The organism is Peribacillus sedimenti, assembly GCF_046237635.1.
Taxonomy (GTDB): domain Bacteria; phylum Bacillota; class Bacilli; order Bacillales; family DSM-1321; genus Peribacillus; species Peribacillus sedimenti.
Map to the genome: position 1 here is coordinate 1,722,650 of NZ_CP143547.1, position 20,935 is coordinate 1,743,584.

Consider the following 20,935-nt stretch of genomic DNA (forward strand, 5'->3'; position numbering starts at 1 on the left):
AGTATTCACAGAGTTGCTCTTGAAATTTTGATATTTTACCCTTAATTCAACCCTTTTTGAATGTAAAAACAACCCCTTTTCCTTAACGAAAAGGGGTTTGCTGCTTAAAGCAAATGCAATCTAACAATGTGAAATTCTACTTGCCTAACAGCTTTTTTAATAGGGAGGCTGCCTCTGCTGGATTTTCGGCCTGAGTGATCGCAGATACTACGGCAGCTCCTGCGATGCCGCTGTCTGAAATCGTGGCAATATTAGTTTTATTAATACCTCCGATTGCGACTACCGGAATTTTGACAACCTCGCATATCTGGTTAAGTGCACCTGGTTCCATAAGCTTGGCATCATTTTTGGTGGCTGTCGGAAAAACGGAGCCAGCTCCGATATAATCGGCACCGTCGGCTTCTGCCTGCACCGCTTCGGCGGGGATTTGCACGGATACTCCCAATAACATGCCATCCGGCAGCATCTTCCTTGCCGCTTTCGCTGGGATATCATCCTGTCCAATGTGCACACCGGCTGCGCCGACAGCAAGGGCAATGTCGATGCGGTCATTGATAATCAGCGGAATCTTGTATGAATCCAGTAATTTTTTCAGCTGAGAGGCCTTGTTATAAAAGTCTTTCCCGCTGATATGTTTTTCCCGAAGCTGGACTACCGTTACGCCGCCAGATATACTTTTTTCAACTATGGACAGAAGGCTTTCGGCCGGCATGGCATCTTCACTTACTAGATAAAGGCTATAATCGGGGGTGTTATGTAATTTCAACTAGCTTCACTCCATTTTCCCATATTTCGTCTGTCATCGTTGAAATGCAGTCCATTAGCTTCACTCTGAAGGTTCCAGCGCCAACTGGTGTCTGCATTTCACCGAATGTCATCTCACCAGCAAGGCTCATCACTGAAATGCCAGCCACAGCGGCAGCCATCATATCTTCGGCAGCACCTGCAAAGACACCAATCAATGCGGTAGCCATACAGCCGCTCCCTGTAATCTTCGTAAGGAAAGGATGGCCATTATCACAATAAATTGCAGTACTTCCGTTGCTTATAACATCGCGTGCACCGCTTATGACAGCGACACAATGGAATTGGTTCGCGACATCCATGGCGAGCCTCGTTATATCCGTATCGACATTTCCGGAATCGACCCCGCGTGTGCCGGCCGTCCCGCCGATCAAACTGTTCATTTCACTGGCGTTGCCGCGAATGATGCCGATCCTTACCTCCTGCAATAATTGTACAGCCCGCTTTGTCCGGAATGGGGTCGCACCTGCACCAACCGGGTCGAAAACAACCGGAATGCCAAGCTGATTGGCCGTTTTCCCAGCTAAAAGCATCGCTTCGAATGAAGAATCATCCAGTGTGCCAAAGTTGATCACAAGGGCGTTCGCAATCTTTACCATATCCTCCGCTTCCTCGGGACTGGATGCCATGACGGGAGACCCTCCGATTGCCAGTGTCACGTTCGCACAATCATTAATCGTAACGGTGTTCGTTATTTGATGGACAAGGGGATTCCTCTGCTGAACCGTACTAAACAATTTTTTTATATCCTCGATCATAATGATTCACCCTCTTTGTTTTGAAATTGATAAAAATGATGGACCGGGCCATGCCCGTTTCCGATAGAGAAACTTTCCCGGATTGCGTTAGTGATATATTCCTTTGCTGACTCAATGGATTCAATATAAGACAAGCCTTTTGCAAGACCGGCAGCAATGGCCGCTGAGAGAGTACAGCCGGTTCCATGGGTGTTTTTGGTCACGATCCGTTCCGTACGGAGCCAGGTGAAGGTTTCGCCGTCATAGAATAAATCATTGGGATTACCTGCCAAATGCCCCCCTTTAAGCAGCACACTTTTCGCGCCAAGGGAGTGGATAGTCATGCACGCCTTATACAAGTCCTGCTTGGATTGAAGCACTGTGCCAACCAGGACCTCCGCTTCCGGAATATTGGGGGTGATCACGGTGGCAAGCGGAACCAGCCTGCTTTTCAAAGCTTCCACTGCGTCTTCCTGAAGCAGATGGTGGCCGCTTTTCGAAATCATCACAGGGTCTAAAACAATATGTTTGGGCTTGTATTTTGCCAGTGTTTCAGCAACAGTGTTTACGATTTCTGCCGTACTGAGCATTCCGATTTTGACAGCATCCACCTGGATGTCATCAAAGACCGCCTCAATCTGGTCGCGGATCATGGAAGTGTCGATATTTTGGACAGAACGGACTTCGACGGTGTTTTGGGCGGTTACCGCTGTAATTACCGACATTCCAAAGACACCGTTCGCTGAAAATGACTTTAAATCGGCCTGGATGCCTGCTCCGCCTCCAGAATCAGAGCCTGCGATTGTTAATGCTTTTTTCATAAATGAATCCCTCCAAATAACGGTTTTTTAAGAAGATTTTTAAAATCATGAATGCCATGGCCGCTCCTGTAAATGAACTAAAGATGAAAGCGGGAATAAAACCGAATAGAGTTACTTTTTGCCCCAAAAACAGGACAGCGATCGGGTAGCAGGCGATGGCACCGATTATGCCTGTGCCGATTATTTCACCAACAGCTGCCAAGCCAATGCTCCTCGTCTGCCTATAAAGAATGGCGGCGGCAAAAGCACCGATCATGCTTCCCGGAAAAGCGAATACTGAACCGGTGCCAGCCATATTCCTTAAAACTGATACGATAAAAGCCTGGGCAACTGCATAAAACGGGCCGAGCATGACTGAAGCCAAAACATTGGCTAAGTGCTGGAGCGGAAAAATCTTTACAAATCCAGCCGGAATATACACAAATGAAGAAGTCAATGCTGTTGCTGCTGTAATCATTGCCGTCAAAGTAAGCTTTAGGATCTGGACCATTCAGAGTTCCTCCTTAAACGTTTTAATGCATGGCTTAAGCAGACACTTCCCGGGCAGGGGAGCAAGCAGTTGCAATTAAGTATGCAGCCGAAGGAAAAGCAAAAAGCCCCGCTTCGGTGAAAGAAGCGGGGCATAAGGTTCTAAAATGAATGAACGAAATGCTTCACTTCCCTCCGCCGGCATGATCCGGTTCAGGTTCAAAGGGTCTAGAACATTCGTTCAATCTCAGCCTTTTACAGACTCCCCCAGTGACTGCTGGTTATTTAATTATTGTTATCATATCACAGGGCTGGCAAAAAACAACCTCTCTAGGTTTGAATTCTAAACGCACCACGCCATAATGACCGGATCAATTTTACAAGCATTTTGCAACTTTTTCGTGACAGAATCGTTTAATAAAAAAACATGACAAAAAGGGGGAGGACGAAGTGAAAGAGGCATACTGGTATTTTTTGTCAGCTTTTATCATGTATATTTTAAGTTTTATTTGCGGGTTCACAATTGGCCTGTACATATTTTTTGCCGTTATTTTATCCATTCTCCTTGGAATCTCAAAACTTGTCGGCCACCATGGCGTCCGGGGGCCAGCGGCGGCTGCCTTTTCGCTGTGGCTAGTGTCCGTAAAATTCATTGATGATTATTATTTGTTTTTCCCCATAGCTGTTTTTCTTTAGCAAGATAGAAAAACATAAACGGAATTTTTTTCATAGCGTCACCATAAAAAGAACGGCCATAAAGCCGTCCATTAACTCTTGTATTGTTTTGATATCTTTTGTTTTTCCAGTTTGAAAGGTAAACACCATGAATGTTTTTCGGATTGAGGTCGCAATCCTTTCGGGCATCACACTGGAGGATAAATTGGACGGGAAGTGGTATGGTCAATGCTCGAACCATTGCCGGCAAAGTCGGCTGTACCTCCTGCTGAAATGGCAAAAACGGCCAAAGATAAAATCAACAAGAATTTCTTCATAAAATCTGCCCCTTTTCATTAAGATATATATTTTATTGCATCTTCAAACCTTCTAGTCTTCTGGAGGTGCATGGCTAGCAGATAAGAGAAGGTATGAAGCTCTTGCCGGTATTCACTTGAGGATTTCAGGACAGGCAGGAGCTTATTCTCAAGGTAGTCATATCCTTTAGTTTCCTCACCATTTATAAGGCTGAGATAAAAGGTGGAAATCATCCTGTATATTTGGTTCCCTGTTTCCTTCGAGGCCTCCATAAGCTTGTTGAAGGCAACTCTTGCATTTGCATGATCTTCGCTAGTGTAATAGGTTTCCGCCAAAGAGTGCAGGCTCACAAGGGAGTGGAAGCTATCCTGTTCCTGATATTCGAGGCTTTTCTTAAAATAATCTATAGCATCATCCAAGAGTTCCATTTTTCTTTTCAGATAGCCGATGTTATGGAAAACCTGCTGCATTAATTCCGAATCTCCCAAAATCTCCGCATTCCTTTTAAGATGTTTATAGCATTCCAGGGCTTCTGGATAAATCTCGGAATGGGTATAATTGATGCCGAGCACCATAAGAGTATGCAGGATTCTCTTAATATTATATTGGTTGGTGTAAAGTCCGAGAGCCTTCCTTCCGTAGTGCACAGCATGTCCCGGCTGTTCCATTTGGCCTTTTACAAGAGCCAGATGATAATATACTTCAGCTCCGAGAAATAGCTCGTCGGGCTGCTGGTGCACGATGCGGACCAGGATTTCATCGGCCTGTGAGTACTTTTTTTGTAATATTAAATATATGGAACTGTAGTAATAATATAAGTACCACTCGTGTTGGGAAAAATTTATCTTCTGTTTGTTAAGCCATTTTTTTTGCGTTGCGGCCTGGTCGTTCGAACGGACAAATAAGTAATAGCGAAACTTGTACAATTCGTATAAATACAGATAGTCGGAGAAGGGGATCAATTCTTTGTGATGTTTAAGTTCCTTGAATGTCTTTAATGCTTTTTCTTTCTGGTAAAAGTGGATATGCTCTATTAATTCCTGAAGCAGAAGATTGATGTGAAGGTTTTTGGATTCAATATCCTGGAGGTTGATATCAAGCTTTTTGAGAATGAGTGAAATGGTCTCTTCGTTAGCTTCCTTCCAATTATTTTCAATTTTGCTGAGATGAGGAACAGAACAAATTCCTTCACACAATTCACTTTGTGTTATATTTGCCTTTGTTCTGTAGTACTTGATGAGAGAACCTATTTTCATGACATCACCTCTATGCCATTTTTGTTTATTATAGTACTGCCTGTAAATTTTCCCAATTGGTCTAAAGGAGCATTTTTTCGAAAATAGGAATTTAGGCCCATTTTCTGTTTGCTCAATGATATGTTTAAAGCATGCTATGTGATGAAAAGTAAATATTGTTCAACGAACGGCAACCTTTGGTGATTTTTAGTAAAAAATGGGAAAATAGTCTTGTTTATTTCGATTTTTTTGTTTATTATAATAAACAAATGAACGGACAGAAAGGACTTTTGTCATGATTACCATTGCTTCCGACTTCTCAATGATAGAAGAAAAACGGCAGGAAATGATAGCTTCGGCCGAATTGCTGGGGTATACGGACCCGTTTACCATCAAATTCAGCCAGGAGCTCGATACTCTATTAAACGAAGAGCTTTTTAAGCAAGCTACCTGGTATTCAAAAAAGAAATCATACATAATCATTTAAGAACAGTTCCTGCCCTGGGACTGTTTTTTTGTAAAACCAAATTTGCTGTATAACCGGGCATGAAAAGATTTCTAATCTCTTCTGATTCCGTAACGTTCTGAAGTGTTTACTCGGACTCTTCAACGGGCAACCTCCTTGTTTTTCGATATGGATGCAATTCATGATTGTTTAACACGGGATTGCGTAACGTTCATAAATACTCATATGCACACATCAAAAAACCAGGCATGAACTACATACGCCTGGTTTCTTGCAGTCAAGACTCTATTCTTTTCCCCATAATCACTAAATCTCTCTCAATGCCGTCGAGCTCAGCCACCCTTGGTAGATGGCCCCATTTCTCGAATCCTGCCTGGCTGAATAATTTAATGCTGGGCGTATTATGGAAAAAGATGAAGCCCAGCAAGGTCTTAATCCCTGCTTTCGGACCCAGGGCCATTGCCTGGTTCAATGCCCATTTTCCAAGCCCCTTGCCTCTATACGATGTATCTATGTATATGCTGATTTCTGCTGTAGCATCATAGGCCGGCCTCCCATAGAAAGACTGGAAGCTCATCCAGCCAGCAATCACTCCGTTATGGTCCATTACATAAAGCGGCCGTTTGTCGGATGTATGGCCATGAAACCAATCCAGACGGTCGTGGACCGTAACCGGCATGGTGTCAGCAGTGACCATCCTGGAGGCGATGGTAGAATTATAAATTTCAACAATCCTCGGGAGATCTTCGGCCGCTGCTTCTTTTAACAAAAAATCCTCGTTCATGTAATGACTCCTTACAATATTATTTCAAAACGAATAGTAACATCATACACATATGGCGCGGGAATTGCCAGGGGAAAACGGTGTATACAGCGCACCCGAACGATCCTGCCGAAACTTATGCCGGAAGGGTAAATAACGGGCACAACTGGGTATAGAAGAGTATTCCATCCGTACAGCAAGGCTGCAGCATAAAACAACATAAAAGGAGCCCGAGATGAAAAAAATTGCAAGCATACTAACCGCAGTTATACTGATTTCATTAATCTGGTTTATCTGGCACAACCAGAAGGAAAAACAGAACCCTGTCATTATCGCACTTGGTGATTCACTGACCAATGGGGTAGGCGATGAGAACGGGGAGGGGTATTTGGATTTGATTGAAAAACAGCTTGATAAAAATAGCAATAAAAATGTAAGCATATGGAATTATGGTATACCAGGTCAGGAAACGGACGGCGTTTTAAAACAGCTGGAGGATGAAAGATTAAACACTAAGCTGGATAAGGCTGATTATTTTATTGTTTTTATAGGGACCAATGATCTGATAAACAGTAATGGCGGCGATCTGCATCCACTGCATGAACAAAGGATCGACAAGGCAAAGCCTGAATTCAAAAGGAATCTGACCAAGATTCTGCATACTCTAGAGAAGAAGAACAAAGATGCACCGATCCTCGTTCTTGGATTATATAATCCTTTTCCAGCCGGTAATGATATTGAAAAGCAGATAGTGGATTGGGATCGTACCATAAAGAACACGATTGAAGATGATAAACGGATTGTTTATATACCTACGAATGATTTGTTTAAACATAAAGAAAAGCAGCGTTATTTCAGTGATGAACTTCATCCAAATGAAAATGGCTATAAACTGATTGCCAATCGAATCCTGGAACGGTATGGATTTAACATGTAGCTGAAAATTTTCATGCCAGACCTTTGCCATGAATCAGTATTTTAAGATAAAGTATAGTAGGTAGAATGTTAAGAATATACATGAAGGGGAACAGGAAGAGATGGAAGAAACAAAATTCAGCAGGGACTCTCTCGTCATTAAGACCAGCATTGTCCTTCCTCCAGACACGAATAATCACGGAACGATGTTTGGGGGGAAGCTCATGGCGTATATTGATGATGTTGCAGCGATTTCCGCCATGAGGCATTCCAGGAAAATGGTAGTGACGGCATCAACAGATTCAGTCGATTTCCTTCATCCCATTTACAAAGGAAACTCCGTTTGTCTGGAAGCCTTTGTGACCTATACCGGCCGTTCTTCAATGGAAATCATGGTAAAAGTCATTGCCGAGGATTTATTGACAGGCGTAAGGAATATTTGTGCGATTTCCTTTCTGACCTTTGTGGCAATCGACGAGAATGGAAAGCCTACACCTGTACCAAGGTTGATCCCGCGTACAGAGACGGAGAAAAATTTATTCGAAACAGGCAAAGCCCGAGCGGAAGCCCGTAAAAAACGCAGAAAAGATACTGAACAGATAGCACAAACCTTCGGTGCTGAAATGCCGTGGTAAACAGAAAAAAAGTGTCCCGCAGCCGGGGACACTTTTTTTAGGATAAGAAAAATTTTTTATTTAGACTGATGTCTGGCTCGACGTACACTATATGGCGTACTTAGCTGGCCACAAACAGGTGTCAGCAATTACCCGAGGTTCCATTAACAAAACGCTTCCGCAGTTCGTTAATCATCACTGGATAAAATTCCGAAAAAGCGCAGAACATTGATAAACAGGTTTAAAAAGTCTAGATAGAGATTGAGAGCCATCAATGGAACGTCTTCGGCACTGACTCCGTACTGTTTCATCCGGTTCACGTCAAATAATACAAATCCGCTGAAAACCAGGATTCCAATGAACGAGTATACCAGCATTGCTGCGGAGCTAAGCGGCGAGAAGATATTGAAGATCCCGATTACAATCAAAGCGAGCAGGGCTGCCATAAGCATGCCGCCAAGGAAGGACAGGTCTCGCTTAGTCTTGGTGGCGTACAGGGACAGGCTTCCAAAAATCACGGTAGTTGTGACGCCAGCCATCAGAACCACATTTGTACCTGCAGATGCCGCATAATAAGCGACAATTGGATAGGTAGTGATCCCCGAGATAAACGCGAAAATGAAAAGGAAGGCATAGCCGACTGCTTTTCGCTTTCTAAGGAAGAAGGCCCCGATCAGCATGACAAGCTCAAGGATGGCAAGCGGCAGGAATAATGCAGGGGGAATGAACATTCCTACTCCCATGCCGACCACAGAGACCGCAAGTGACAGCGCAAAAGAGCGAAGCACTGATGGCATATAATTATGTGCGACTTGTGAATACATGAAATCACCTCATTGTTTTCTTTATTAAGTATATACGTGCTTGTATGGAAAAGGTTTCTTGGTAAATGTAATTCCTTTTAAGGATAGCAGACAAACTGCATTTTTATCAACTTGTTTCACGGCTATAAATAGTTATGACCGAGTTCTTCTTGGCAGGCAATTTCCTTGGCCGTATAGTTTCATGGACGGCATATTTTAAACTCCACTGCATTTTTATGGGCATGCAAGCCGAAAGCCAGGAATAAATGCCGGAGGAAGAAGGGTGTATCAGTTAAGAATTGTTATGATAATATGGTATTTATCGCACAAAGTTGGAGGTTTAACATGAGTGAATGTAAACTGGATCATAGTATAGAAGATGTACAGAAGAAATTTAAGTCCCAGAAGCCATTTCTTCCCGAGGGGCTAAGCGAAGCCTTGGAGAGCTTCCTGGACAAAGAAACTGCACAGGAAAAGCTAAATGAGGTGTTCCACTTGCTGAAAAAATATGATCTGGCTGATCAAGAAGAAAGACAGGCAAGAAACAAAAAATTGGAAAAACTGATTACAGAATAAATTCCACCCATTTGCTCCAGCTGCCATATTTGGCTGCTGGAGTTTTTTATTGTTGATGAATAATTTTATTAATTATTTTAAACAAATAATTTTTTTATCGGTTTAATACATTCTTCCTATTATAAATTTTTTTAATCACTTTTTTGCGTCGATTCGCCTACGATAAATGGATAATTAACTGCATATATTTCACTAATATAAAGGTAAATTTTACAAGTTATTTGCTATATTTTAGGGGAAATTCCCTCTATTTGATATAAAATTATAAGAAAATTGAAAATTGCGCGTACTTTTTTTACAAAACTATTGAATAAACATTAAAAATACTTTACACTCAAAATAATTATCTGAATATTATATATTTTTCAGTAAAAATTGTAGGGGGCACAATGATGGAGAAAGCTGTACTGCAAATAGAGAACCTAACCACATCCTTTCGCATCCAGGACGAATACCATGCAGCAGTGGACGATGTCTCTTTTACAGTCAATGAAAACGAAATTGTTGCTGTAGTTGGGGAATCGGGCTGCGGCAAAAGCGCGCTCGCCCTTTCGATCATGCAATTACATAATAAACAGCGGACAAAGCTTGAAGGAAAGATCAACTTCAAGAACAGGAATCTGCTTTCTATGAACGAATCACAAATGAACAAGGTAAGGGGCAAGGAGCTGGGTATGATCTTCCAGGAGCCGTTGACCGCCTTGAACCCTCTGATGACAGTAGGGAAACAAATCGAGGAAAACCTCGATTACCATACAGAATTGAATAAAGCCCAAAAGAAAGCCCGGACACTTGAGCTGCTTGCACAGGTGGGGATTCCTTACCCTGAGCGCACCTATAAGCAATATCCGCATGAGCTGTCCGGTGGGATGAGGCAAAGGGTCATGATCTCGATTGCCATCGCCTGTAACCCTTCTGTGATTATTGCCGATGAGCCGACGACGGCACTTGACGTGACAATCCAGGCACAAATTCTCGACCTGCTGAAGGAGATCCAGAAGAAAACCCAGATGGGTATCATTTTAATTACACATGACCTCAGTGTCGTAGCAGAAGTGGCGGACCGAATAGTCGTCATGTATGCCGGCCAGGTTGTGGAAATGGGCAGCGTCAGGGAAATTTTCAAAAACCCGCAGCACCCATATACGCGTTCGCTGCTGAACTCTATTCCATCGGCTACAAGCGAGCAGGACCGACTCCATGTGATCCAGGGTGTGGTGCCATCGATTGCGAAGATGCCGCGCCAGGGCTGCCGCTTCAAAGACCGGATTCCCTGGGTTCCTGATTATGCCCATGAATCTTCGCCTGAACTGCATGAAGTTTCAGAAGGCCACTGGGTACGCTGTACCTGCTATCAGCATTTTTATTTCCAGGGTGAAAAAGGAGAAGAGATGAACCATGGCATTGCTCAAGGTAGATGATTTAAAAGTATACTTCCCCATCAAGGGCGGTTTATTTAGAAGAGTAGTAGACAATGTCCGCGCGGTGGACGGCGTATCGTTTGAGCTTCACGAAGGCGAGACCTACGGACTGGTGGGTGAGTCCGGAAGCGGGAAGTCCACGACCGGAAAAGCGATCATGAGGCTGAATAAAATTACGTCCGGGCAAGTGCTTTTTGGCGGACAGGATATCGCCAGGCTTAGCAGAAGCCAGGTCAAGCCGCTCCGAAAGGATATACAGATGATCTTCCAGGATCCCTATTCCTCCTTGAACCCAAAGAAGAGGGTACTTGATATCATTGCCGAGCCCCTGCGCAATTTTGAGCGGATGTCAGCGGGCGAAGAGAAAAAGGTCGTTCAGAATTTTCTTGACAAGGTAGGCCTGAATCCTGAATCGATCTACAAATACCCGCACGAGTTTTCCGGCGGGCAGAGGCAGCGGATCGGGATTGCACGCGCCCTCACGCTGAAGCCCAAGCTGATCATCGCCGATGAGCCGGTTTCCGCGCTCGATGTGTCGGTACAGGCACAGGTGCTGAACTTCCTTCAGGACCTTCAGCAGGAATTCAACCTGACCTATCTGTTCGTCGGCCATGACCTGGGCGTCATCCGGCATATGTGCGACCGCATGGGCGTCATGTACCGCGGCCGCCTGGTGGAGGAAGGGACGAGCGATGAGATTTACGAAAATCCGCAGCATATCTATACGAAGCGGCTGATCGCTGCAATTCCGGATATCAAGCCTGAGGTCCGTGAGGAAAAGGCCCTTATGAGGCGGGAAGTAAAAGAAGAGTATGAACGCTCCTTCTCCCAATACTTCGACGAAACTGGGAGGGCTTTTGACCTGAAGTCCATCTCAAATACTCACAGAGTGGCATTACCATAGGGGGAAACAAAAATGTGGAAATTTATCTTAAGGCGCTTTTTGGTCATGATTCCCCAGTTGTTCATCCTAAGTATCCTTGTGTTCATGCTTGCGAAGGCCATGCCGGGGGATGCATTGAGCGGGGCGGTCATGGACCCGAATGTAAGCCCGGAACGCCTCGCTGAACTTAGGGAGCAGATGGGGCTGAATGACCCGGTCCATGAACAGTATCTCCGCTGGATATCCAATGTCCTGAAGGGTGACTGGGGAGATTCGTATGTCCAGAAGATAGCGGTTACCGATGTTATTGGCGAAAAGATCTGGAACACGGTGTTCCTGGCGCTTGGAATTTTGATCGTCAGTTACCTGATCGCGATTCCGCTCGGGATTGTCAGCGGCCGCTGGAACGATTCACTCGCAGACAAGGCAATCACCGGCTATAACTATCTGGGCTTTGCCACACCGCTGTTCATTTTCGCGCTGATCGTCCTGTTCATCTTCGGGTTTAAGCTTGATCTGTTCCCGGTGGGGGGAAGCGTCGATCCAAAGGTGGACAATGGCACGTTTGCATATGTACTGAGCAAGATCAATCACCTGGTGCTGCCGGTGATGAGCGGTGCATTGATCCAGACCGTGTTCACGGTGCAGTATTTGCGAAGCGAGATCATCGATACCAAGATCAAGGACTTCGTCCGCACGGCCAGGTCAAAGGGGATACCTGAATCAAAGGTATACAGCAGGCACGTCCTGAGGAACTCCTTCCTGCCGATTGCAGCATTCCTTGGATACGAAATTACCGGGTTGATCGGCGGATCGATCTTTCTTGAGACGATTTACAGCTATCCGGGAATCGGGCAGCTCTTCCTGTCTTCGATCCAGCTGCGGGACTTCAGTGTGGTCAATGCGCTGATCATGATGACCAGCTTTGCCACCCTGGTTGGGACTCTTCTTTCGGACATTATATTGAGTGCGGTTGATCCGCGCATACGGATTGAATAGGAAGAGGGTGAGGTCATGGAATTAAAAATCGAACAGCCAAATAATATAAAGTCCGAAGAAATAAGTCCATCCGGATTCAAAACCGTCTGGCGAGAGTTTAAAAAAGACAAGCTCGCCATGGGCTCATTGATTTTCCTGGCGATCATACTGATTGCTGTTTATGGAGCTTCCTTTATTTTGGACCAGGATGCTATCACGAAGGTGGATTTTCTATCCATATACCTGCCGCCTTCAGCCGATTACTGGCTGGGTACTGATTACGGCGGCCGCGATGTCTTTGGACAACTGATCATCGGAACACGAAATTCATTTACGATTAGCCTGGCCATCACCACGATTACTGCACTTATTGGATTAACAGTGGGTCTGGTTGCTGGTTATTTCGGCGGAGCGGTGGATAACATCCTGATGAGGATTATCGATTTCATCATCATTCTACCATCCTTGATGCTGATCATCGTGTTTGTAACGATTGTCCCTAAATTTAATGTTATAAATTTCATTTTAATCATGTCAGTATTCCTTTGGACAGGAAAAGCAAGACTGATCCGGTCCAAGGTCCTGGCAGAGAGGGAATTGGACTATGTCCACGCCTCGCAGACGCTTGGCACCCCGCATTGGAAGATCATTCTGTTCCAGGTTCTGCCTAACGTAAGTTCTCTTATTATCGTGAACTTTACATTGAACCTGGCAGGGAATTTGGGAATTGAATCCGGGCTGACATTCCTTGGCTTCGGCCTTCCGGAAAGCACGCCGAGTCTTGGTACCCTTGTCAGCTATGCGACAAACCCGGATGTTCTTCAAAACAAATGGTGGATTTGGTTACCTGCATCGGTCATGATTCTCATGCTGATGCTGAGTATAAATTTTATCGGTGAAGCGTTAAAACGTTCTGCTGATGCTAGACAAAGAAGAGGATAAAAATAAGGGAGTTGGTTTTGATGAAGTTAAAGAAGTACAGTAAAGTATTGAGCACCCTGGCAGTCTCTGCCTTGCTCCTTGCAGCTTGTTCTGACAGCAGCAGCTCGGATCCGGGGAAAGGCAAAACGGCAAAAAAACCTGAACAAGTTGATACCGCAGCGTTTCCAGCAAAGGTTTCAAATGACAAGGCTGATGTCGATGGTTCATTGACATACGGTTTGGTATCAGATACTCCGTTTGAAGGCGTATTGAATCTGGCATTCTATGCAGGCCAGCCTGATTACGAAGTATTGCAATTCTTCGAAGAAAGTCTTTTAAGCACAGATGACAACTGGGTATATGATCAGGATGGAGCTGCTACCTATGAGCTTTCAAATGATAATAAAACTATCACAATCAAAATCAAGGACAATGTAAAATGGCATGACGGGAACCCGGTTACTGCGGAAGACCTTGAATATGCGTATCTTGTAATCGGAAGCCCTAAGTATAAAGGTGTACGTTACGATTCACAATTCCAGCTGGTTGAAGGTATGGAAGCCTACCATGCAGGTAAAGCAGACAAGATTTCAGGGGTTAAGGTAATCGATGAGAAGACAATTTCCATCACTCAGACGCAAGCTAACCCATCCATGCTGACTGGCCTTTGGACAACACCGCTTAATAAGAAATATTTGGGCGATGTGCCAGTCGATCAATTAGAAAAGTCTGAAAAGATCCGCAAAAATCCGATCGGCTTTGGACCTTTCAAGGTTAAGAAAATCGTTCCAGGTGAAGCTGTGGAATTTGAAAGATTCGATGATTACTGGAAGGGCAAGCCGAAGCTTTCTTCCGTATCATTGAAGGTTGTCAACCCACAGGTGGCGGTGGCCTCCCTTGAAAAAGGTGATATTGATTTTGCAGTAGTATCTGCAGACCAATATGACCAGGCAAAAGCTCTTAAGAATATCGAGCTTGTCGGTACGGTTGACTTAGCGTACTCATACATTGGTTTCAAGTTAGGGCATTGGGATGCTGACAAAAGCACTGCTGTGATGGACAATCCTAAATTTGCGGATAAAAAATTGCGCCAGGCGTTTGCTTATGCGATCAACAATAAAGAAGTGGGCGAAAGGATGTATAAAGGACTTCGCTTCCCTGCGAATTCCGTTGTTCCACCTTCCTTCCCTGAATATCATAATAAAGACATGAAGGGCTATGAATACGATCCGGAAAAGGCTAAGCAATTGCTAGATGAAGCAGGATACAAGGATACAAACGATGACGGACTTCGTGAAGATCCGAACGGCAAGGAATTCAAGATCAACTTTGCTTCCATGAGCGGCGGCGACATTCAGGAACCACTGACTAAATACTATATCCAGCAGTGGAAGGATGTCGGATTGGATGTTGAAATGTTGGAAGGACGCCTGCATGAATTCAACTCGTTCTATGAGCGAGTAGAAAAAGACGATCCGAAAATCGATATCTATATGGGAGCTTGGGGAACAGGCTCTGACCCGGATCCATCCGGTCTTTGGGCAACGACAGCTCCATTCAACTACCCGCGCTGGGTCAACAAAGAGAACGAGGAATTGCTGAAGAAGGGTATCTCGCCTGAAGCATTCGATATGGAGTTCCGTAAAGATGTCTACAATCAGTGGCAAGAGCTTGTACATGAAGAAGTTCCTGTAATCCCAACCTTGTTCCGTTACTCTTTATCTGGAGCTAACAAGCGTGTCAAAGGCCTCAAGATTAAGGGTGGCCAGGTGGAAGACTGGTACGAAGTGGCTGTTACAGCTGATACACCGGAAAAATAAGATCGACAAGAAAGCAGCCGGGAAACCGTCTGCTTTTTTGCCGTTTAGGCGCACCTCTCGATGTTTCACCCAATCTTCCAAAGGGTTATATATATAGAAAAAACTGGAGGAGCTGAGAGTATGGAAATTAGAGATCCAGAAGGGACCCGAAGTGAGCTCAGATCGTTGTTGATAGAGAGTCTTGGCAGGACATTGCTTCCAATAGAAGATGAAATTTTGGATGATGTAATCGCCTATCCAGACGAGAAAAGGATTGCTTATCTGGAGATGATGAAGGAACTGATCAATAAGCATACCCGGATTAAGTAAAAGCAGTTGTCACAGTATCCATAGCGGAAGGCTGTCTCAGAGTGATAGTGCCTAGTTTAATATAGAAATATTTATAAAACAGTACAGAAAAAACATGTAATAATATATGGAAGTAAACCCATAATGTGTTATAATTTTAAGTAATTAAACGAAGGGAGTGAGGTTGAATGGTACGTTGTATAGAGAATAGATTGTGGAGCCATTCAGATGTTCCTCATTCCTGCGGAGTAGAATTGACTTTATACAGCAGATTATTTCTAATCTGTTATATGTTTTAAGACCGGAGGAGCAATATCCCCTGGTCTTTTTTATGCTTGCGGCCCCTTAGCCTTACTCTGCCTGCGGTATATAATTCAGGGTCTAGCTGGTAATCGTCTGAATGCCACCCTTTCTCTTCTCTTATATAGAAAAGCTTTGTTGCATTTCATTATTGATTTTGAAATTGGCTGAACAAAGCTAAAAGAATAAACCAAGGGGAGGACATTCAGATGATGAAACTGACTTTGATGAAGAAGGTATTGGAGACCGTAAATGATGAATGGCAAAGCAAGCTTGCGGAGGATTTGCTGCAAAAGTGGCAATATGATTCGGAAAGGGTTCACTATTTTAGAGCCAGTGCGAATTTTCTATTTGTTTTTTACCAAAATGGAGAAAGGCATTTTCTTAGATTCAATGAAGACACAGAAAGAAATAGAGAGAGGGTCTCGTCAGAGCTGGAAATCCTTGAATACCTAGAGACAAAGGGCTTTCCTTGTGTGACGGCCGAGGCATCAAAAGAAGGACGACACATTGAGACGCTTCAAACGGACATAGGCAGGTTCGATTCCGTAGTTTTCAAAGCTGCATCAGGAATACATCCAGAACTGGCAAATTTAAAAACCGGTGACTTTGAAAAATGGGGCAGCATTCCTGTAATGAATGAAAATGGAGTTTGAACAAAAAAATAACCTCTTGGTAGAATGAGAGGGTCCTGAAGCTCGGCCAGCGGAAAGGACAAATCTCATATACCAGGAGGCTTTACAATGAATTATAACCAAAATAAGAAGATTGCTCAAATTACTTCCCAAACCTTGATTATAGGGGTGGATATTGCAAAATTCAAGCACGTGGCACGTGCCCAGGACTTTAGGGGAATGGAATTTGGATCGCCCTGTTATTTTGAAAATACAAGACAAGGGTTCGAGCATTTCCTTAATTGGATGTTGGAGATCAAGAAAGAACAAGGCATGGATCATGTGATGGTGGGGATGGAGCCTACAGGTCATTATTGGTTCAATTTGGCTCACATATTAAAAGAAAATGAAATAAAATTGGTAGCTGTGAATCCCTTGCACGTGAAGAAAAGCAAGGAGCTTGATGATAATTCTCCCACTAAAAATGACGTGAAGGACGCTAAAGTCATTGCCCAACTGGTCAAAGACGGGAGGTTCGCAGAACCTACAATTCCACAGGGAGTTTATGCCGAACTACGGGTGGCAAAGAAGATACGGGACCTTTTGACAGAGGATCTTCAGACAGTCCAAGGTCAGGTTCATAACTGGATTGACCGGTACTTTCCTGAATTTCTGACGGTCTTTAAGAAGTGGGAGGGCAAGGCAGCGTTACAATTCCTAAAGCTCGATGCGTTACCGCATGAGATAGTTGATTTCTCCGACGAAGAATTGCTTTCTCATCTTAGAAAAGCCGTAACCAGGAGTGTAGGTCTGAATAAGATTCAGGAATTAAAGCAGGCTGCGAAGAAGTCCATCGGACTTCGTCAAGGCTCTGAAATGGCAAAACTGGAACTGAAAACGCTTCTGGCTAAATATGAGTTAATACAGGTGAAATTCGAAGAATTGGACGCACAGATAGATAGTTTACTTGAGGAAATACCGGGTGTACCGCAAATGTTGGCGATAAAGGGTGTTGGCAGGGACACGGTCGCCGGTTTCTTTGCCGAAGTAGGTGATCTTAGCGAATACTCTCATCCCCGACAGATTATCAAGCTGGCCGGCTTGAGTTTGAAAGAAAATACTTCTGGTAAGCACAAGGGGAAAACGACGATTACAAAGAGGGGACGTAAAAAGCTCCGGGCCCTGTTGTTCCGGGTTTGTATGGTTCTCGTAGCCAAAAACTCAGCGTTTCATTCATTACATGTGTACTATACGCAACGTCCTGATAACCCTTTAAAGAAGATGCAGTCCCTTATTGCATTGTGTAATAAATTGATCCGAATTTTCTTTGGAATAGGGAAAAAGCAATTTGATTTTAGTGAAGACAAGATGTTAAAAGACATCCCTCATCAGTCAATATCCAAGAAGACAGAAATGGCCGCTTAAGACTTTTTTCGTTAGGGAAATAGTAGATGTTGTTTTATTGATTTGGGGACATTTGAAGCACGGATTAGTCGGCAAAGCAACTAAATTAAGGGCGAAGACCCTGTGGGGCAGCATGGCCGACATCCACCTCATGGAAAGGTTGGACGAAGGAATTTGAGAGCGAAGACTCTGTGAGGCATGGGAGGGTTGACCTCCATGAGAAATGTGGACATCCGCCAGTGCAATCATATTTTGGATCATCCACCAATAAATGTAATTGGTTGGTTAGTGGGTTATAACTCTTTTTCCTTTAGAGGTCCAATTATATCCTTTTAAGTGATAAATCCCCAACTACAAAAATATTACCGACAAGTAGATAACTATGAAAACCTAAGAATACTGGAGAAATCGGAAGATTTTCGTTTCTTTATTGAGGGAGGCTTGTTGGAAAGCTGCACAAGGAATCCAAGGGAATGCCAAGACGAATAATGGAGAGGCGGCCGACCTGGGAAAGTAAGCTTATTGCCTGCAAATCTTTTTGTGAAGAGGAGCTGGTAAAGAGGGAGTATGAGATACTGCAGGAATGGGCAAACACCTTACCGAAGAATCCTGATAATTATGGATTGATTCATTTTGACGCAGAGCTGGATAATATCTGCAGCAATAAAGGTGAGCTTACTCTGATTGATTTTGATGATTGTATGGTTCACTGGTTCGCCGCAGATATCGCCTTTGCCCTCAGAGACCTGTTCGGGGATCAGGTGAATCTTCGACATCCGAATTTCCTTGCTTTTATAAAAGGATACGAGCGAGAAAATAAGGTGCTTAAAGAGGACCTCCAAAATATCCCTATGTTTCTGCGCATGCATGAGCTTCTCATTTATGCACAGGTTGTCAGATGCCTTGATTTGGAACGTTCAACTGAACATCCTGAATGGCTGAACCGGCTGATAGATAAGCTTTCTATACGAATTCAAACCTATAAGCGCACGCTAAAAAATAAACAAAATATCGGAATATAGCTCTTATTATCGGGTATTTAATATACTAAGAACCTGAAAGGAGGAATTGCCATGAATTTTGGAGACTGGTATGCAAATCGTGAACCCCGTTATAAGGAATGGCGAGACCGCTGGAGGGGACGCCTAAACGTTGAAAATACCCTTTTATATCTGATTCCTGCGATCATTATGGCAGCTGCGCCTGTAATATCCCAGGTGAATTAAAGCATTGGAAGTATACAGCCTGTATTGGGCTGTATTTTTTTGCCACAGAAACCTATATTAATATTGCTTGTAGGATATATAATGAAAGATATGAAAAGGAGGATCATGTGATGTCAAATTTGATCAATACAGAAGATATTGTTTCATACATAAAAGATCTGGTTTCGATTCCGAGCCCTTCAGGGTACACAGAACAGGCGATTGCTTATACAGCTTCCTTTATGGAAAAGCATGGTGTGGAATACCAGATTACAAATAAAGGTGCATTGCTAGCGAGCATCAAAGGAAAGGACGACGGCAAACATCGCTTCCTGACTGCACATGTGGATACGCTTGGTGCAATGGTAAAAGAAATAAAAGGCAGCGGACGCTTAAGGCTCACCAATATCGGCGGATTCCGCTGGAACTCTGCAGAAGGAGAATATTGCAAAATACATACTTCATCCGGCAAGGTCTACACAGGAACTATATTAATAAACCAAACCTCTGTCCATGTATATAAAAATGCAGGCGATGCAAAGCGGGATGAGACGACGATAGAGGTTCGTATCGACGAAGCTGTCCATTCAAGAGCTGAAACAGAAGCGCTCGGCATTTCCGTCGGAGACTTCGTTTCATTCGAACCGAGGGTAGAAGAGACAGAAAGCGGGTTTATCAAATCCAGACACCTGGATGATAAGGCAAGTGTCGGGATATTGCTGCATCTAATCGATCTGATCCAGCAAAACAAAATTTCGCTAAAGTACACTACCCACTTCCTTATCTCAAATAATGAGGAAATTGGCTACGGAGGAAATTCCAATATTCCTAATGAAACAATCGAATACATAGCAGTTGATATGGGTGCAATTGGAGAAGGGCAGGCAACGGACGAATTTAGTGTTTCCATCTGTGCAAAAGATGCTTCCGGACCTTATAACTATAAACTTCGTGAGCACTTGGTCTCACTTGCTAAAGAAAATCAAGTGGATTATAAGGTAGATATTTACCCTTATTACAGTTCGGATGCGTCGGCAGCCATCAATGCAGGTCATGATGTCCTTCATGGTCTGATCGGACCGGGAATCGATGCGTCGCATGCTTTTGAAAGAACCCATGTTTCTTCATTGAAGCATACAGCGTCGCTCCTGCTTCATTACCTGGAGTCAGAGCTTGTTTAAATTAGCCAAATAAACGGCCTGTCTATATCAGACAGGCCGTTCATTTATGTCATTTTTTCGGAGGATCGTTCTTCTCGGGATCCCTTTGGGGGCTGATATCTACATTTCGTTCTTTCTTCTTTTCTTGTTCAACGGAATCGTTCTGTTGTTTATTTTGCTCAGACATGTGAAACCCTCCCTGTGATTGAATTATTATTTAATTACCCTCACAAGCTTCATAAAAACGTTATAATTCTGGTAATTCATAACAGCAATTACAATCGCATCTCTTGAGGAGGTTCACCATTGCTATTCATCAGCCGGATGTATTCTGGCTTAATAGCCAAAATGATATATTTTGGATCATGTGGTCCATCAAACCATTTCTCCAAATATTCATTCCACAGCTTTTCCTTTATGCTTTCCGAGTCTTCAATCGATACTTGTCCTTCCACCTCAAGATAAGCATCACCAAATCCTTCTCCATCGTATCCAATCAGAACATGCACATTAGGATTGGCTTTAATGTCCTCTACTTTATGTGTATCGCTGCTGGTCGGAGTATACAGGTTAAAGTCTTCGTGAAAAAAAGTCATGTAACGGGCGTGGGGTTTGTTCGTTTTGACAGTTGCCAAAACACCAGCTTTGTTTTGATCGAGCACCTCAGAAATTTTGTTCTTTATTTCCTGTTCGTTCATCTGAATCACTCCTTCATTTAATAATATCCCCTCCTACTGTTCCTCGGATTTTAAAGAAATAAACTTTTG

25 protein-coding genes and 1 riboswitch are annotated in these 20,935 nt (G+C 43.7%); of the genes, 15 read left to right on the forward strand and 10 right to left on the reverse strand.

Features of this window, described 5'->3' with window-relative positions:
• Positions 1-136: 136 nt before the first annotated feature.
• The 6 genes from thiE to V1500_RS08510 form a co-directional block, all read right to left on the reverse strand.
• On the reverse strand, positions 137-766 hold the full coding sequence (thiE, locus tag V1500_RS08485; RefSeq protein WP_409305131.1) for a thiamine phosphate synthase: 630 nt from the start codon (positions 764-766) through the stop codon (positions 137-139).
• On the reverse strand, positions 753-1,562 hold the full coding sequence (gene thiM, locus V1500_RS08490; RefSeq protein ID WP_409305132.1) for a hydroxyethylthiazole kinase: 810 nt from the start codon (positions 1,560-1,562) through the stop codon (positions 753-755). Before thiM ends, thiE begins: the two co-directional genes overlap by 14 nt.
• Positions 1,559-2,362, reverse strand: a complete 804-nt coding sequence (gene thiD, locus V1500_RS08495) for a bifunctional hydroxymethylpyrimidine kinase/phosphomethylpyrimidine kinase (RefSeq protein WP_409305133.1) — start codon at positions 2,360-2,362, stop codon at positions 1,559-1,561. Before thiD ends, thiM begins: the two co-directional genes overlap by 4 nt.
• Positions 2,331-2,852: an energy coupling factor transporter S component ThiW gene (thiW, locus tag V1500_RS08500; protein ID WP_409305134.1), complete on the reverse strand. Its 522-nt coding sequence runs from the start codon at positions 2,850-2,852 to the stop codon at positions 2,331-2,333. Before thiW ends, thiD begins: the two co-directional genes overlap by 32 nt.
• 151 nt (positions 2,853-3,003) lie before the next feature.
• A riboswitch (TPP riboswitch) is annotated at positions 3,004-3,109 on the reverse strand.
• Positions 3,110-3,479: 370 nt separating this feature from the next.
• Positions 3,480-3,755: a hypothetical protein gene (locus V1500_RS08505; RefSeq protein WP_409305135.1), complete on the reverse strand. Its 276-nt coding sequence runs from the start codon at positions 3,753-3,755 to the stop codon at positions 3,480-3,482.
• Positions 3,756-3,840: 85 nt separating this feature from the next.
• Positions 3,841-5,058 carry a tetratricopeptide repeat protein gene (locus V1500_RS08510; RefSeq protein WP_409305136.1) on the reverse strand — a complete coding sequence of 406 codons (1,218 nt, stop codon included), beginning with the start codon at positions 5,056-5,058 and terminating at the stop codon, positions 3,841-3,843.
• Between the two features lie 274 nt (positions 5,059-5,332).
• Between V1500_RS08510 and V1500_RS08515 the strand changes: the two genes are divergently transcribed.
• On the forward strand, positions 5,333-5,524 hold the full coding sequence (locus tag V1500_RS08515; RefSeq protein ID WP_409305137.1) for an aspartyl-phosphate phosphatase Spo0E family protein: 192 nt from the start codon (positions 5,333-5,335) through the stop codon (positions 5,522-5,524).
• 256 nt (positions 5,525-5,780) lie between these two features.
• On the opposite strand, the gene V1500_RS08520 is transcribed toward V1500_RS08515, so the two are convergent.
• On the reverse strand, positions 5,781-6,287 hold the full coding sequence (locus tag V1500_RS08520) for a GNAT family N-acetyltransferase (RefSeq protein WP_409305138.1): 507 nt from the start codon (positions 6,285-6,287) through the stop codon (positions 5,781-5,783).
• 214 nt (positions 6,288-6,501) lie between these two features.
• Between V1500_RS08520 and V1500_RS08525 the strand changes: the two genes are divergently transcribed.
• Both V1500_RS08525 and V1500_RS08530 read left to right on the forward strand, forming a co-directional pair.
• Complete coding sequence (locus V1500_RS08525; protein WP_409305139.1) at positions 6,502-7,203, forward strand: GDSL-type esterase/lipase family protein; 702 nt, start codon at positions 6,502-6,504, stop codon at positions 7,201-7,203.
• Between the two features lie 100 nt (positions 7,204-7,303).
• Positions 7,304-7,816, forward strand: a complete 513-nt coding sequence (locus V1500_RS08530; protein WP_409305140.1) for an acyl-CoA thioesterase — start codon at positions 7,304-7,306, stop codon at positions 7,814-7,816.
• A gap of 167 nt (positions 7,817-7,983) precedes the next feature.
• On the opposite strand, the gene V1500_RS08535 is transcribed toward V1500_RS08530, so the two are convergent.
• Positions 7,984-8,619, reverse strand: a complete 636-nt coding sequence (locus V1500_RS08535; protein WP_409305141.1) for a Bax inhibitor-1 family protein — start codon at positions 8,617-8,619, stop codon at positions 7,984-7,986.
• A gap of 324 nt (positions 8,620-8,943) precedes the next feature.
• Here V1500_RS08535 and V1500_RS08540 point away from each other — a divergent pair, with 324 nt between their 5' ends.
• From V1500_RS08540 to V1500_RS08595, 12 genes are all read left to right on the forward strand, one after another.
• A complete protein-coding gene (locus V1500_RS08540) occupies positions 8,944-9,174 on the forward strand; it encodes a hypothetical protein (RefSeq protein WP_409305142.1) in 231 nt (76 codons plus the stop codon).
• A 392-nt stretch (positions 9,175-9,566) separates the two neighbouring features.
• Entirely contained in the window at positions 9,567-10,595 is a 1,029-nt protein-coding gene (locus tag V1500_RS08545; RefSeq protein WP_409305948.1) for an ABC transporter ATP-binding protein, read from the forward strand.
• The gene (locus V1500_RS08550) at positions 10,573-11,499 is read left to right on the forward strand and encodes an ABC transporter ATP-binding protein (protein ID WP_409305143.1); all 927 of its coding nucleotides are present in this window, start codon (positions 10,573-10,575) and stop codon (positions 11,497-11,499) included. The genes V1500_RS08545 and V1500_RS08550 overlap by 23 nt, the downstream gene beginning before the upstream one ends.
• A 12-nt stretch (positions 11,500-11,511) precedes the next feature.
• Complete coding sequence (opp4B, locus tag V1500_RS08555; RefSeq protein ID WP_409305144.1) at positions 11,512-12,477, forward strand: oligopeptide ABC transporter permease; 966 nt, start codon at positions 11,512-11,514, stop codon at positions 12,475-12,477.
• Positions 12,478-12,492: 15 nt separating this feature from the next.
• Complete coding sequence (locus tag V1500_RS08560) at positions 12,493-13,398, forward strand: ABC transporter permease (RefSeq protein ID WP_409305145.1); 906 nt, start codon at positions 12,493-12,495, stop codon at positions 13,396-13,398.
• A gap of 20 nt (positions 13,399-13,418) precedes the next feature.
• The gene (gene opp4A / locus V1500_RS08565) at positions 13,419-15,197 is read left to right on the forward strand and encodes an oligopeptide ABC transporter substrate-binding protein (protein WP_409305146.1); all 1,779 of its coding nucleotides are present in this window, start codon (positions 13,419-13,421) and stop codon (positions 15,195-15,197) included.
• 120 nt (positions 15,198-15,317) lie between these two features.
• Positions 15,318-15,506, forward strand: a complete 189-nt coding sequence (locus V1500_RS08570) for a hypothetical protein (RefSeq protein WP_409305147.1) — start codon at positions 15,318-15,320, stop codon at positions 15,504-15,506.
• Between the two features lie 488 nt (positions 15,507-15,994).
• Positions 15,995-16,441: a hypothetical protein gene (locus V1500_RS08575; RefSeq protein WP_409305148.1), complete on the forward strand. Its 447-nt coding sequence runs from the start codon at positions 15,995-15,997 to the stop codon at positions 16,439-16,441.
• A gap of 87 nt (positions 16,442-16,528) precedes the next feature.
• Positions 16,529-17,824: an IS110 family transposase gene (locus V1500_RS08580; protein WP_409303922.1), complete on the forward strand. Its 1,296-nt coding sequence runs from the start codon at positions 16,529-16,531 to the stop codon at positions 17,822-17,824.
• A 452-nt stretch (positions 17,825-18,276) separates the two neighbouring features.
• Positions 18,277-18,825, forward strand: coding sequence for a phosphotransferase enzyme family protein (locus V1500_RS08585; protein ID WP_409305149.1), 549 nt, complete (start codon positions 18,277-18,279; stop codon positions 18,823-18,825).
• Between the two features lie 51 nt (positions 18,826-18,876).
• Positions 18,877-19,029: a hypothetical protein gene (locus V1500_RS08590; RefSeq protein WP_409305150.1), complete on the forward strand. Its 153-nt coding sequence runs from the start codon at positions 18,877-18,879 to the stop codon at positions 19,027-19,029.
• Positions 19,030-19,139: 110 nt separating this feature from the next.
• Positions 19,140-20,189 (forward strand): M42 family metallopeptidase, encoded by a 1,050-nt coding sequence (locus tag V1500_RS08595; RefSeq protein WP_409305151.1) that lies wholly within the window; start codon positions 19,140-19,142, stop codon positions 20,187-20,189.
• 49 nt (positions 20,190-20,238) lie between these two features.
• Here V1500_RS08595 and V1500_RS08600 read toward each other — a convergent pair whose 3' ends face one another.
• Both V1500_RS08600 and V1500_RS08605 read right to left on the reverse strand, forming a co-directional pair.
• Positions 20,239-20,355, reverse strand: a complete 117-nt coding sequence (locus V1500_RS08600) for a 3-methyladenine DNA glycosylase (protein WP_409305152.1) — start codon at positions 20,353-20,355, stop codon at positions 20,239-20,241.
• 88 nt (positions 20,356-20,443) lie between these two features.
• Positions 20,444-20,866, reverse strand: coding sequence for a pyridoxamine 5'-phosphate oxidase family protein (locus V1500_RS08605; protein WP_409305153.1), 423 nt, complete (start codon positions 20,864-20,866; stop codon positions 20,444-20,446).
• Between the last annotated feature and the right edge of the window lie 69 nt (positions 20,867-20,935).

Coding starts and splice junctions, on each gene's coding strand:
- V1500_RS08550 (WP_409305143.1), top strand. CDS start 10,573: ATGGCATTGCTCAAGGTAGATGATTTAAAAGTATACTTCCCCATCAAG.
- thiM (WP_409305132.1), bottom strand. CDS start 1,562: ATGATCGAGGATATAAAAAAATTGTTTAGTACGGTTCAGCAGAGGAAT.
- V1500_RS08570 (WP_409305147.1), top strand. CDS start 15,318: ATGGAAATTAGAGATCCAGAAGGGACCCGAAGTGAGCTCAGATCGTTG.
- V1500_RS08605 (WP_409305153.1), bottom strand. CDS start 20,866: ATGAACGAACAGGAAATAAAGAACAAAATTTCTGAGGTGCTCGATCAA.
- V1500_RS08595 (WP_409305151.1), top strand. CDS start 19,140: ATGTCAAATTTGATCAATACAGAAGATATTGTTTCATACATAAAAGAT.
- V1500_RS08600 (WP_409305152.1), bottom strand. CDS start 20,355: ATGTCTGAGCAAAATAAACAACAGAACGATTCCGTTGAACAAGAAAAG.
- V1500_RS08535 (WP_409305141.1), bottom strand. CDS start 8,619: ATGTATTCACAAGTCGCACATAATTATATGCCATCAGTGCTTCGCTCT.
- V1500_RS08530 (WP_409305140.1), top strand. CDS start 7,304: ATGGAAGAAACAAAATTCAGCAGGGACTCTCTCGTCATTAAGACCAGC.
- V1500_RS08510 (WP_409305136.1), bottom strand. CDS start 5,058: ATGAAAATAGGTTCTCTCATCAAGTACTACAGAACAAAGGCAAATATA.
- V1500_RS08590 (WP_409305150.1), top strand. CDS start 18,877: ATGAATTTTGGAGACTGGTATGCAAATCGTGAACCCCGTTATAAGGAA.
- thiD (WP_409305133.1), bottom strand. CDS start 2,362: ATGAAAAAAGCATTAACAATCGCAGGCTCTGATTCTGGAGGCGGAGCA.
- V1500_RS08515 (WP_409305137.1), top strand. CDS start 5,333: ATGATTACCATTGCTTCCGACTTCTCAATGATAGAAGAAAAACGGCAG.
- opp4A (WP_409305146.1), top strand. CDS start 13,419: ATGAAGTTAAAGAAGTACAGTAAAGTATTGAGCACCCTGGCAGTCTCT.
- V1500_RS08580 (WP_409303922.1), top strand. CDS start 16,529: ATGAATTATAACCAAAATAAGAAGATTGCTCAAATTACTTCCCAAACC.
- V1500_RS08585 (WP_409305149.1), top strand. CDS start 18,277: ATGCCAAGACGAATAATGGAGAGGCGGCCGACCTGGGAAAGTAAGCTT.
- thiW (WP_409305134.1), bottom strand. CDS start 2,852: ATGGTCCAGATCCTAAAGCTTACTTTGACGGCAATGATTACAGCAGCA.
- V1500_RS08545 (WP_409305948.1), top strand. CDS start 9,567: ATGGAGAAAGCTGTACTGCAAATAGAGAACCTAACCACATCCTTTCGC.
- opp4B (WP_409305144.1), top strand. CDS start 11,512: ATGTGGAAATTTATCTTAAGGCGCTTTTTGGTCATGATTCCCCAGTTG.
- V1500_RS08560 (WP_409305145.1), top strand. CDS start 12,493: ATGGAATTAAAAATCGAACAGCCAAATAATATAAAGTCCGAAGAAATA.
- V1500_RS08520 (WP_409305138.1), bottom strand. CDS start 6,287: ATGAACGAGGATTTTTTGTTAAAAGAAGCAGCGGCCGAAGATCTCCCG.
- V1500_RS08575 (WP_409305148.1), top strand. CDS start 15,995: ATGATGAAACTGACTTTGATGAAGAAGGTATTGGAGACCGTAAATGAT.
- V1500_RS08540 (WP_409305142.1), top strand. CDS start 8,944: ATGAGTGAATGTAAACTGGATCATAGTATAGAAGATGTACAGAAGAAA.
- V1500_RS08525 (WP_409305139.1), top strand. CDS start 6,502: ATGAAAAAAATTGCAAGCATACTAACCGCAGTTATACTGATTTCATTA.